Below are 15,868 nucleotides of genomic sequence, written 5' to 3' on the forward strand. Positions count from 1 at the left end.
TGTTGGAGTAGTATACGTTAACCGTTAACAATCAAGCCCTAGAAAATAGGATATCGATTAAAACTAAAAATAGTTCACAACACAAAAATACAAAAGCGTCAACCGATATCCACGATAAAAAATTTACCAAATACATATAAATAAGTATTAATAAAATAAATATCAAGCTTTAATCAATTTAAGAAATAAATCTACTTGAATTGATAAAAGTTTCAAAATTACGATTTAAATCATATAAAAAAAACAATAAGGGATGAATGAATATGAACAGGAAAATAATAAAGATGTTCATACTTGTTACGCTACTGGCACTGCTTGCAGGCATAGCAAGTGCAACAGACGTATCCGATGATACGGATGCTGGTGGTATTACAGAAGAAGTATCGCTACAGGATACACAAATGGTATCACAGACAGATACCATAACAAAAGAAGCAAATGTAAATGATAACTTACAGGCAGATGAAAGTAAAATCAAAAAAAATAAGATAAACAAGACCAATCTTAAAAAAGCAGAAAGATATGCATCCTCTTGGGATGAACTTACTCGAAAAGTTTCTGATGCAACAGAGGATACAACCATTACCTTAACTGAAGGAACATATACAAACACAGGTACAATCACATTGAACAAAGAATACATATTAACAATAGATGGAAATGGACAAACAATAAATGGAGACCAGAAGCAGGTATTTTTTATTGCAAGCGGAAGTTCTCTAATTCTAAAAAACATAACAATAACAAATGGCAGATCATATAATGGTCCAATATACAACAGCGGAGCTTTAACAATCACCCATTCCACACTCTACAACAACAACGCAAACAGGTTTGGTGGAGTAATATACAACAACGCTGGAGTTACAACCATAACCAACAGTACACTAAACAACAACAACGCAGAATATGGAGGAGCAATATACAACACCAACTTAGGAATTATAAACATAACCAACAGTACACTAAACAACAACACTGCAACAGGACAAGAATATTATGCAGGGGGAGGAGCAATATGTACTTGGCATGCAACTGCAATCATAACCAACAGTACACTAAACAACAACAACGCAGAATATGGAGGAGCAGTATACAACTGGTATAATACTGCAATCATAACCAACAGTACACTAAACAACAATCATGCACGTGATTCAGGAGGAGCAATATATTCTACGGGAATTGTGAACAGTACATGTAACATATTTAGCAATAATACTGCCGGTAACGAAGAAACGATAGATTTAAACGAATATAATTATGGAATACTTAACGATAACACATACAATAATACAAGTATTGCATTAAACCTTGAACTATCCGTTGAAGATGATAAAACAATATTTGTAGAAGGTGAGGAGATAGCCTTAAATATTAATATGGGATTAGAACATCCAAACTACTATGATACAAATGTTTTAGAACAAATAGGTTTTAATAAAGATTTGAACAAAACATTTTACATCAATGGTGTGGAAAATGTTACAACTAAAGATGAAAACATCATATTAAGCAATTTAGAACCAGGTACCTACACAGTTAATTATGTAATTGAGTGTAATATGCGTAATTATACGTCAAACAATGTGATAGTCAAGGTTTTCAGTTCAAATCAAATTAACGAAATGAATGTGACAAACTACACTGAACTAATAAATACTATAGAACGAGCAAAAACCGTAGGATATAATACTCTTATAATTAATTTACTGTCCGGCAATTATAATGCTACAGGAAACATAACTTGGAAAGACTCTGATACAAAAAATATCGTCATAAAGGGAAATGGATTAACATTAGATGGACAAAACAGATACCAATTTATACAAATAGCAAGTGGACACAATCTGACGCTGGAAAACATTACCTTAACAAACTACACGGCACAAAATGGGGGAGCAATACAAAACCAGGGAACACTAACAATAATCAACAGTACATTAAACAACAACCATGCTTATACTTCAGGAGGATCAATAGAGAACAAGGGAAATACAACTATAATCAACAGTACACTAAACAACAACAACGCAGAATATGGAGGGGCAGTATACAACTGGTTTAATACTGCAATCATAACCAATAGTACACTAAATAACAATCATGCACGTGATTCAGGAGGAGCAATATATTCTACGGGAATTGTGAACAGTACATGTAACATATTTAGCAATAATACTGCCGGTAACGAAGAAACGATAGATTTAAACGAAACAAATTATGGAATACTTAACGATAACACATACAATAATACAAGTATTGCATTAAACGTGGAACTATCCGTTGAAGATGATAAAACAATATTTGTAGAAGGTGAGGAGATAGCCTTAAACATTTATATAGGTTTAGAACATCCAAATTACTATGATACAAATGTTTTAGAACAAATAGGTTTTAATAAAGATTTGAACAAAACATTTTACATCAATGGTGTGGAAAATGTTACAACTAAAGATGAAAACATCATATTAAGCAATTTAGAACCAGGTACCTACACAGTTAATTATGTAATTGAGTTTAATATGCGTAATTATACGTCAAATAATGTGATAGTCAAGGTTTTCAGTTCAAATCAAATTAACGAAATGAATGTGACAAACTACACTGAACTAATAAATACTATAGAACGAGCAAAAACCGTAGGATATAATACTCTTATAATTAATTTACTGTCCGGTAATTATAATGCTACAGGAAACATACTCTGGAAAGACTCTGATACAAAAAATATCCTCATAAAGGGAAATGGACTAATACTGGACGGACAAAACAGATATCAATTCATACAAATAGCAGCAGGACACAATTTGACGTTGGAAAACATTACCTTAACAAACTACACGGCACAAAATGGAGGAGCAATACAAAACCTGGGAACACTAACAATAACCAACAGTACACTAAACAACAACCATGCACGTGATTCGGGAGGGGCAATATATTCAGAGGGATATGTGAACAGTACATGTAACATATTTAGCAATAATACTGCCGGTAACGAAGAAACTATAGATTTAAACGAAACAAATTATGGAATACTTAACGATAACACATACAATAATACAAGTATTGCATTAAACATGAAATTATCCGTTGAAGATGATAAAACAATATTTGTAGAAGGTGAGGAGATAGCCTTAAATATTAATATGGGATTAGAACATCCAAATTACTATGATACAAATGTTTTAGAACAAATAGGTTTGGATAAAGATTTGAACAAAACATTTTACATCAATGGTGTGGAAAATGTTACGACTAAAGATGAAAACATCATATTAAGCAATTTAGAACTAGGTACCTACACAGTTAATTATGTAATTGAGTTTAATATGCGTAATTATACGTCAAACAATGTGATAGTCAAGGTTTTCAGTTCAAATCAAATTAACGAAATGAATGTGACAAACTACACGGAATTAATAAACACTTTAGAACAAGCAAAAACCGTAGGATATAATACTCTTATAATTAACTTACTGTCCGGTAATTATAATGCTACAGGAAACATACTCTGGAAAGACTCTGATACAAAAAACATTATCATAAAGGGAAATGGACTAATACTGGACGGACAAAACAGATACCAGTTCATACAAATAGCAAGTGGACACAATCTGACGTTGGAAAATATTACCTTAACAAACTACACGGCACAAAATGGGGGAGCAATACAAAACCAGGGAACGCTAACAATAATCAACAGTACATTAAACAACAACCATGCTTATTATACTTCAAAGGGAGGAGCAATACAAAACCAGGGAACACTAACAATAACCAACAGTACACTCTACAACAACAATGCATCCATTTTTGGAGGAGCAATATACAACGACCAATATGGAAATATAATCATAACCAATACCACACTTCACAACAACACCGCAAGCGAGGGAGGAGCAATATATAACAACGAGGGAACTACAATCATAACAGACAGTACACTCTACAACAACACCGCAGGCGAGGGAGGAGCAATATATAACAAAGAGGGAACTACAATCATAACAGACAGTACACTCTACAACAACACCGCAGGCGAGGGAGGAGCAATATACAACTACTACTTGGGAAATACAACCATAACCAACAGTGTATTCTACAATAACAACGCAAACGAAGATGGGGGAGCAATATACAACGTTAATGGAATTTTTAATATTACAAACAATATCTTTTATAAAAATACACCAACAAACTTCATCATAAACCAGGACAACCACATACAAATAAAACATGATGATCGTTTCATCAGCATTGGTGATTTCAGTATCATAGTAGATGATGAAAAAGTATTCAATGGTTCTAGTGCTGATGATTTTAATAAGTATACTCTAGGTGATCATTACATTAAATTAATACTCAACGGTACAGGAACAAATACAATTAATAACGTATTCATACTTAGAAAATCAAAGACAAAAAATGTAAACGGTTATCATGAATTGATAGATGCAATAGGAGAAGCAAAACTTGAAGAATATGATAAATACATAATTAATCTGGGTTCTGGAGATTATAATGCAATATCTAATATAAGATTGAGTGATTCAGCTACAAAGAATATAATCATAAATGGTAATGGACTGACACTTAATGGAAAGAAAGAATTTCAATTCATACAAATAGCAGAGGGATACAACCTGATATTGGAAAATATCACGATAACAAACTACACGGCACAAGAGGGAGGAGTTATATATAACAATGGAAATTTAAGCATCAGAGATTCCACACTAGAAAACAACCAAGCAACAGAAACAGAAAGAGGAGACATTGGAAATGCTCTTGCTAAGGGAGGAGTTATATATAACAATGGAAATTTAAGCATCACAGATTCTACACTAAGAAACAACCAAGCAACAGCAACAGTAGCAGCGGTAGTAGCAATAGGAGGCTCTGGAAATGCTTATAGTTATGGTGGAGCTATATATAACAATGGAAATTTAATCATCACAAATTCCACACTAGAAAATAATCAGGCAACAGCAATAGAAGAAGACTTGGGAAATGCTTATAGTTATGGTGGAGCTATATATAACAAGGGAAATTTAAACATCACAGATTCCACACTAGAAAACAACCAGGCAACCGCAACAGGATTCTTTACAACTGATGCTGAAGGAGGAGCAATATTTAACTGGAATGGAAATACAACCATAACCCGCAGTACACTCCATAACAACAACGCAAAAATTGGAGGAGCAATATATAACGACCATGGAACTGCAATCATAATCCAAAGTACACTCTACAACAACAATGCAACAAGTGGAGGAGTAATATACAACTACTTTGGAATTTATGAGGTTATACATACTATCTTTTATAATAATACACCAGCAAACTACATAATAAATGATGAAAAGTATATCCAATTGGATAATTATAATGATAACTATATTCCAGGGGATGTCACTTATGCCATTTACCTCGATGACGAAGAGGAATGTGTATACACCGGACAGTTAAATGGTTATACTGTGCCTAGAAATCATATGATACGTTTAGTGGTAAACGGTACTGATACAAGTGCTTTTGTCGATAATACATTCATATTATACTTCTATGATAAAATGTTAAGAAACTACTCAGAACTAGTAGAAGCCGTTGAAGATGCTAAAAGATCCGATGAAGAGGAATATTACATTTACCTATTACCAGGTGACTACAATGCAACTGATGATATGACCTGGGGCAGTGCAAGTGGCAGTACACGTAAATTAATCATAAATGGAAACGGACAAACACTAGACGGTATTAAAAACCATCAATTCATGACAGTAGATGAGGGTTATAATTTAACATTATACAATATCACACTAAGCAATTACACGGCAACACAAGGAGGTGCAATAAATAACAATGGTATTCTTAGTATAACAGATTCCAGCCTCACAGACAACACTGCAACAGGACAAAATGGATATGGAGGTGCAATATTCAACTATGGTACTCTTAGCATAACCGACTCCAATCTCACAGACAACACTGCAACAGGACAAAATGGACGTGGAGGAGCAATATACAACAACCGTGGTACTCTTAACATAACAGGTTCCAGCCTCACACACAACAACGCAACAGGACAAACTAGATTTGGATATGCGGGTGCAATATTCAACTATGGTACTCTTAGCATAACCGACTCCAACATCACATACAACACCGCAACAGGACAAGAATATGGATATGGAGGTGCAATACACAACCTTAATGGTACTCTTAACATAACAGGCTCCAACCTCACAGACAACATCGCAACAGGACAAACATATGATGGACGTGGAGGTGTAATATTCAACACTGGTAATCTTAACATAACAGACTCCAATCTCACAGACAACACTGCAACAGGACAAAATGGATATGGAGGTGCAATATACAACGATAATGGTTATTCTCTTAGCATAACAGGCTCCAAGTTAACAAACAACAAGGTAACAGGACAAACATATGATGGACGTGGAGGTGTAATATACAACAATGGTGGTACTTTTAGCATAACAGGTTCCAACATCACAGACAACACTGCAACAGGACAAAATAGAGATGGACGTGGAGGTGTAATATTCAACACTAGAGGTACTATTAACATAACCAACACCAACCTCACACACAACACTGCAACAGGACAAAATGGAATTGGGGGTGCAATATACAACCATGGTACTCTTACCATAACAGGCTCTAACCTCAACAACAACACCGCAGCTGGACAAAATACTGGAATTGGAGGAGTAATATTCAACGATGGTGGTACTCTTAATATAACAAACTCCAACTTCACACACAACAACGCAACAGGACAAGAATATGCAATTGGAGGTGTAATCTACAACACTGCTATGGGTACTCTTTCCATAACCAACACCAATCTCAACAACAACACAGCAACAGGACAAAATGGACTTGGAGGTGCAATATACAACCACAATGGTGGTATTCTTAACATAACCAACACAAACCTCACACACAACAACGCAACATATGGGGGAGCAATAGTTAACAATGGTACCAGTAGTAATTTAACAATTACTGATTCCAAACTAGAAAACAATAATGCAAACAAAGATGGAGGAGCAATCTACAATAAGCAGGGTAATGCTTTGATTGAAGGTAACACTTTCATAACTAATACGGCAGGCACATCAGGATCTGCAATAAAGGATGATAGTGGAAGTGCTACGATTCATGATAACATTAATGCAGATACATCCACCTACAGCTCAACAATATATACAGATGGAAGTGATGTTAGTATGATAAGCAATGTATTCTATGAACTTAATACCAACATTAATATATCATCCAATAATAGTAATCCTAGTGTGTTTGAAGTGGTTAACTTGACTTTCTTACTCAAAGATCAACTAGGAAACCCACTTGCAAATCAGATTATTAACATAACAATCAATGATATAAGATATAATATCACTACAAATGATGAAGGATACAATACTCTGGAGTACACCATTCAAGCTAATGAAACGATAATTAATGCAATATATCCTGGAAATGACAAATACTTCTCTAACACTGCATCGCTAGTTATGTATGCTCAAAAACTGGGCACACAATTATTAGTAGATGATGTGAATGCCAAGGTAGGTGAGGAATTTACAATAAACGGAACGCTCAACACTAAAAACAATACTCCAATAAAAGATGCAACAATAAAGATAACAGTCAATGATAAAACAAACACCACAACCACAAATGAAATCGGACAATTCAACATGACCTTCACACTAGACAAAATGGGAAAATATCCAATAACAGTAACATACCTTGGAGACAAGATATACAATCAATCCATCAACAACACAGCAAAAGTCACCGCAACAAAAACAGACACAAAACTAACACTAAACGTATCCAACACGACAGCAGTAAACAACACAAAAATAAACATAACAATAAAATTAACAGACAACAATAACAATCCAATAGAAAACCAAGACATAAACATCACAATAAACGATGAAATAATCACAGTAAAAACAAACAATAATGGAACAAACACCACAGAATACACCACTAGCAAAATAGGATCACAAACAATCACCGCTACATACCATGGAAACAACATGTACAACAATAACACAACAACAACACAAATAAAAGTGATAAAAATAGATACCAAACTAACACTAAAAGTATCCAACACGACACCGGTAAACAACACACCAATAACCATAACAGCCATACTAACCGATATAAACAACAACAAACTAGCAAACCGGAACATCACATTTACAATAGATGATAGAACATACACCACACCAACAAACAATGAAGCAATAGCAACACTAAACTACACGCCAACAACCCCTGGAAAACAAGCAATAACAGCAACATACAATGGTGACAGCCAATACAACAACAACACTGCAGCCACCAGCATAACAGTCAAAAAGATTAACACTAGAATAGATTTAAAAGTATCCAACACGACACCAGTAAACAACACACCAATAACCATAACTGTTACACTAAAAGATACGGATGGTAACAAACTAGCAGGCCAGAACATTACAATAATAGTTGCCGGTAAGACATTTAACATTAAAACAAATGCTAATGGAGTAGCCATACAAAGCTACACGCCAACCAGGGTAGAAACCCAGACAATAACAGCTAAATACAATGGTGACAGTCAATACAATAACAGCAGTACAACTGCAAGTGTAACTGTCAAGAAGATTACCACGAAGCTAACACTTAAAGTATCCAACAGCACACCGGTAAATAATACATCCATAACGATTACTGCTACATTAACAGATGAGAATAATAATAATAAAGTGGCAAATCAAAACATTACAATAACTGTTGGTGGAAAGACATTCAAAGTAAAAACTAACAGTAATGGAATAGCAACACAAAGTTATACTCCTACAAAGGTAGAAACCCAAACAATCACTGCTACATATAAAGGAGACAGTCAATATGTAAACAGTACTGCTACAGCAAACATAACCGTCAAGAAAATCAACTCAAAATTGACAGTAAAAGCATCCAATACAACGCTGACACTAAACACGTCAATAAATATCACAGCAATACTAACAGACGCTAACGGCAACAAATTATCAGGACAGAATGTTACAATAAATGTTGCCGGTAAAACATATACGGTAAAAACAGATACTAGTGGTGTGGCAACAAAAGCATACACGCCAACAACCGTTGGAAAACAAACAATAACAGCCACCTACAAGGGCGACAGCAAGAACAACAACAGCACAGCAACCATGAACATAACAGTTAACAAGATTAACACTCAACTAACACTAAAAGTATCTAACAATACACCAAAAGTAACAGACACGATAACAATCACAGCAACACTAACAGATAAAGACAACCAAAAACTATCAAACCAAAACATAACAATAACTGTTGAAGACAAGACATACACGGTTAAAACCAACAACAATGGAATAGCAACACAAACACACAAACTAACACGGGCAGGATCCATTAACATCACGGTCAAATACAATGGAAACAACAACTACAACCCAAGCACTACATCCACTAAGGTCACTGTAAAAGAAAACATTCTAAACACCAGAATGAAAATAACCGTAAACAATACCAAGCCAAGAGTAAATGATAATGTACTGGTAACGTTCACATTAAAGGATGAGAAAAACAATCCAGTCAAAAATCAGGAAATAAAAGTGTCAATGAACGGAAATAACACTACAGTAAAAACCAACAACAACGGAGTAGCAACCACCAACTACACGGTAGCCAAGAAAGATAAACTTGTAAACATAACGGCAACGTATAATGGTAATGCTACACTAAAAGCCACAACAGGCAACCTGACAATAGATAAATACTATAAGGTGGACATGGAACTACTCACAGGGTCATTTGACTCCAAACCAGGTCAGACAGTAAAGCTCATAGCACACATCAAGGATAATGGCGTAGACATTGACGGTGGACAACTGGTATTCAAGTTAAACGGTGTAAGCCTCAAGGATGAAAACGGCAGTGCAGTAATAGTAAACATCAAGAATGGACTGGCAGTACTCGAATACAAGATACCAGACACACTTGGTGCACGTACACATAACTTGACGGCGGTATATGCTTCTAATACTTATGGAAGGGTTGAGCTAACGACTCCTATGACAATTGGTAAGTACACGACACACATCGACGTAAACCCACTATACACAACCACGGATAAGATTACAATCAAGGCACAGATTGTTGACCAGAACAACCAGGCACTAAACAAACAAACCACCATTAGTATAAAAGTAAACGGTAAAAGCTACTCATTAAACACAATAAACGGTACAATAGACTACCAGATTAGTCAAACATTAAAAGACGGATACTACAACATCACAATAATTAGTGGTGAAAACGGTAAATATCTAGGAGCAAACGTAAAAACAGTACTCATAAAAAGCAACTCTACGATAAAGACAAACTACATAAACAACACCCTAAACAAGGATACGACAGCTAAGAGTGGAGACACCAAAACCAGCAACATCATGAGCATACTCACAGGAGCAAGCACGGTTAAACCAGGTGACAGACTAAAACTAATAGCACACCTATCCGAGAATCAAGTAGACATAACAGGTGGACAACTTGTATTCAAACTAAACGGAGTAAGCCTCAAGGACGAAAATGGTAACGCTGTAGTAGTAAACATCAACGATGGACTAGGAGTACTTGACTATAAGATACCAGACACACTTGGTGCAAGAACACATAACCTAACCGCGGTATACTCCTCCAAACAGTATGGAAGAGTAGAACTGACAACACAACTAACCATGAACCGCCTAAACACGCACATCGAAGAAGAACCAATCTACACCACTGGCACAACAAGCTACATAAAAGCAAAGATACTAGATGACAACAACCAACTAATCAACAAACAAACAAGCGTAGTAATAAAAGTAGACGGAAAAAGCTACGCATTCAACACATCAACAGGAAGCATCAACTACAAAGTGCCAACAACACTCTCCAAGGGACTACACCAGATAACAATAATCGCCGGTGAAAACGGTAAATACATCTCTTCACGTGCCAACACAGTACTCATCAAAATATGAAAAAACCCCTTAACCCCCTAATAATCTTTTTTTATTAGCGTTTCAACCTTTTATATTATTCAAATTAGTCATAATAGTCCGCTTCTAATAATTATGATAAAAAATAGGTAACAGAGTAATTATCCGAATATTAAAAAAAACCAACCATCGACACGAGAAAATAAAACAATAACACGTTAGAAAATCAGAGAAATATACAAATATTTAATATGTATAATGTCTAAAGCTATTATCATATAAAACCTAAATAAAATGTTTAGCTTTTATGAAAACATACACATAAATAATATGTTATTTATGAAAATTATTAAAATAAGTGATGTGAACAAAAATGGAAAAAACCAAAATAATCCTGCTACTAGCCATCCTACTGGTATTGCTGGTAGGAGCTGTAAGTGCAAGCGATGTATCAAGTGATACAAGTGATATGCTTGAAAGTATTGGTACGGATGCACCTGCAGCAGTGGAAGTAGCGGTACAAGAAAAAAGTACACCCAATATGGATGTACAGGAAAAAGTAGTAGAACAAAAAGAGAATAGTTTAAACGGAGTGAAAAATTCAAAAAGAGATAATAATGATTATTATAGCGAACAATCTATCGAAAAAAGCATATATGATACTCCCAATATAAAAAGGGAGGCAAATACCGGAACATTCACACAATTAATCGATTTGATAAATCAAACCCAGGAGGGCAGCATTATCGAATTGGATATGGATTATGAATATGACGGTGCTTCAATCGACGGCGTATCTATCACTAAATCAATAACCATCGACGGACACGGATACACATTAAACGGTAAAGATTCAGGTGCAATCATGGACATAACCGCCGGTACGATAGTATTGAAAAATATAATATTCACAAACGCTTCCCTCAAAAGGAATATAAGTGCTGATCTTGGTGCTGCAATTTATAATGATGCTGATTTAACAGTGATAAACTGCACATTCACCAATAATAATGCCACCAACATGGGCGGTGCCATTTATTCCAAGGGTAACCTTGTCATACTTGATTCAACATTCATAAATAATCACGCCAAGTATGGTGGTGCTATAGAGAATAATGTAGGAAACCTCACCATAAATAATTCAACATTCATTGAAAACTCAGGAATATTTATCGGAGCTATTGATATTACCAAGGGAAACTGTACTATAACAAATTCCACGTTTGAAAAAAATACAGCCATGATGGCCGGAGCAGTATATGATGATGATGGTATCCTAACGATTTCTGACAGCATATTCACCAATAACAGTGCCAGCATTGCTGGAGCAGTACGTGGTGGTACTTGTATTAACTGTACGTTTACCGAAAATTCGGCAGTGTTTGTCGGAGGAGCATTATCCGAAAGCGATGCAATTAATTCCACTTTCATCAGGAATCATGCGGAAACTGGTGGAGCAATGAGTGGTGGAAATATAATTAACTGTGAATTCGTAGATAACGAAGCAGAAGAAGGAGCTGATACATATAACACAGATTCTACTGGAACTTTCGAAGAATTATCTGAGTTAATCGACAATACTCCTGAGGGTGATGTACTTGAATTGGACATGAATTATGGATATTATGGCGGTTCAGTTGACGGTATCCAGATTAGTAAATCCATAACTATTGATGGAAAAGGTCATACCATCAATGGAAAAAAGTTGTCACGAATATTTACTATCGTTAACGGAAATCTCACATTAAAAAATGTTACAATAGCAAATGCAAATGAAGGAAAGGCCTCAGTAATATATTCAAATGCAGAAACTATAATAAATATCGTCAATTCCACATTAATAAACAATAAAGGGGATTATCTAATTTACATACCTGATGGTTTCTTTAACATAGCAGATTGTGAATTCTATAATAATGCTCCACAGTGGGAAATTATATATTGTGAGGGAGAGTATAAGAATATTGCACTGAATATTACAAATTCAACATTTAATAATCCACAATTGTACTTCACATTGGACATTAGTTCAAGAGATTTAAACGTTATAAATTGTACGTTTGAAAATGCAGAATTTGTCTTATCTGAAATTCCATCACTGAATATCGTCGATTCCACATTTAATTGTGGTGATGAAATGGGTATTTATTCACTTATGTATACTAACGGATCTATTATCAATAATACATTTACATGTCATTCAGTAGATTTCGATACATCAAATTTAAACGTTTCATATAATATATTCATTCAATCTGAAGTATCATCTTCCAAGTCAAACGTTAACTTTTCAAACATTGAAATCAATGATTTTACTGGAAAATTTAATGGAGCATTAAGTATTGAAAAGTCAAATATAAGCATAACGGATTCCAGTTTTGCTAATGATTCTGCTGAAAGGTATGGTGGTGCAATATACTTCAACCAAGGTAATTTAAACATTTCCGATACAGTATTTGATAACAATAGTGCCGGATATGGTGGAGCATTAATGATAATGAATTATGACTCCATAAACATAGAAAACAACACCTTTAAAAAAAATCATGCGATAATTGGAGGTGCAGTATATTCATTTTATGAATTCAATCAAAACAATACCTTCATCCGTAATTCAGCAAAAGATTGTGATGATGTGTATCAGTTTACTACCAAGGATTCACTCGATTCATTGGTATTCAGAAGCAGAAATTACACTCCATTACAAACTAACATTACTGAGATTACAGAACTTCCATCATACTACAATCTAAATGATGATGGCTATGTAACACCTGTTAAAGATCAGGGATTCACTGGCAGTTGTGTGACTTTTGCAGCAATAGCTGCTCTTGAATCTGCAATTTTAAAAGCAAATAATACCGCTATGGATTTATCCGAAAACAACATGAAAAATTTGATTCACCGATACTCAATTTATGGTCAAAAATTTAATTCACCTAATCTATCAACTGCAACTGTTGCTTTAATAGATTATTTAACTAGTTGGATTGGACCTGTTTTAGAAAGTGAAGATGAATTTGATGAAAACAGTATATTCTCAGTAAAATATGATACTGTATTACCAGTTCAAAATATGGCATTCATAGGAGAAAATGATAACCATAATATTTCCTTAATGAAAAAATACATAACAGAATACGGTGGCATTATAATAGAATTATATATGAACGCTAGTATAGATAATGACTATAAACAATACATCAATACTGCATACCCTACCGATCATAATGTCTGTATCGTCGGCTGGGATGATGATATGGAGATTCCAAATGCTCCAAGTAAAGGTGCATGGATTGTGAAAAACAGTTATGGTACTGATTGGGGTTATGATGGATACTTCTATCTTTCATATTATGATACACAATATAATGTAGAAGTGGGTTCTTCATATGTATATAATAATCCAAACTATAATGCTATTGCAATAATCTTCAATGACACGGAAAAATATGATAAAAACTATCAATATGAGCTAGGATTATCTGCATTCTTTAATACTGAAGATGAGTACTCCTGGTACAAAAACGTGTTCTACTCAACCGAGGAGGAAACGCTTGCGGGAATATCCACATTCTTTGAAAAACAGACTGACTGGCAGTTATACATATACCTAAACGATGAATTAACACTAACACAGACTGGTACAAACAATGCCGGCTACTACACTATCAAACTCGACGAATACATACCACTACAGAAAGATGACAAATTTGAAGTAGTCTTCAAAATACTAACACCAGATACGAGAATACCAATATCACTTGAGAATGATTTCATATACGGATTGTATCGTGAAAACCTATCATATGTCAGTAATGATGGAGAAAACTGGCAAGACTTGACAAATATAACATGGAAATCATTATATTTGACATTCAACTCACAAATAGCATGTATCAAGGCATTCACAATACTGCCAACAAACACACTAAAAGTAGATACAACCGAATTTACAATAGGTCAGCCAGCAACAATACAGGCAAGCATATACTACGGCAGTCAAATAAACACGACCATAAACAAGGGAAAAATCACATTCAAGGTAAACGGTAAAACACTTAAGGACGCTGACGGTAAGGTAATCTACGCTAAGGTAGTAAACGGTACGGCTATTATCGAAGATTATGTTGTACCAAGTGATTGGGCAAAAGAAAACACGACCATACAGGCGGTATATTCAGGTTCAAGTGATGTTGCAAAGATGACTAGCGATAAAGAAACAGTAACAATCAACACCGAAGAAACGACAATCACCACATATGACGTCACAGCTTCTATAGGTGACGAGGTTAAACTCACTGCGACAATCAACTCACCAAATACGATAAACAATGGAAAAATAGTCTTTAAAATAAACGGTAAGACTGTTAAAGACGCTAACGGCAAAGTAATCTATGCCAAAGTCGTCAACAATCAGGTAGTAGTAAATTACACAGTGCCTGCGGATATGAAATCTAAAAGTTATAATCTTACAGCTGTTTTCATATCATCGGAGTATGAACGTATTGAAGATACGAAGACCTTGACCGTGATATAATTAAAAACGTTAACGTATCATGTTTTATTTTTAATTATTTATTTTTTTTCTTTTTTTTTTAGTTTCTTTCCCCATTAAATTGTTCTACAACCCTTTTTTTATTCAGATTAACCAGTATCAACTTTATAAAAATATTCTCATAATCATGAATTCTTTTAATGTCACTATGATTGTTTTTCAATCTTTTTATAGCAAATGATGTCATAAGCAATCTAGTTTAGGTTTTTTATGTGATCAGTGTAGCTTTTTCTATTAGCTAAAA

General features: G+C 34.7%; 2 protein-coding genes. Both read left to right on the forward strand.

Features of this window, described 5'->3' with window-relative positions:
* Nucleotides 1–263: 263 nt before the first annotated feature.
* Nucleotides 264–11,108, forward strand: coding sequence for an S-layer family protein (locus AW729_RS01310; RefSeq protein WP_112123382.1), 10,845 nt, complete (start codon nucleotides 264–266; stop codon nucleotides 11,106–11,108).
* Nucleotides 11,109–11,439: 331 nt separating this feature from the next.
* Nucleotides 11,440–15,606, forward strand: coding sequence for a lectin like domain-containing protein (locus tag AW729_RS01315; protein WP_112123383.1), 4,167 nt, complete (start codon nucleotides 11,440–11,442; stop codon nucleotides 15,604–15,606).
* Nucleotides 15,607–15,868 lie beyond the last annotated feature (262 nt).

The sequence above is a fragment of the Methanosphaera sp. BMS genome (assembly GCF_003268005.1).
In the GTDB taxonomy this organism is placed as follows: Archaea; Methanobacteriota; Methanobacteria; order Methanobacteriales; family Methanobacteriaceae; genus Methanosphaera.

Bases quoted from the DNA above. Each gene is read 5' to 3' on its own strand.
- AW729_RS01310 (WP_112123382.1), top strand. From the start codon at position 264: ATGAACAGGAAAATAATAAAGATGTTCATACTTGTTACGCTACTGGCA.
- AW729_RS01315 (WP_112123383.1), top strand. From the start codon at position 11,440: ATGGAAAAAACCAAAATAATCCTGCTACTAGCCATCCTACTGGTATTG.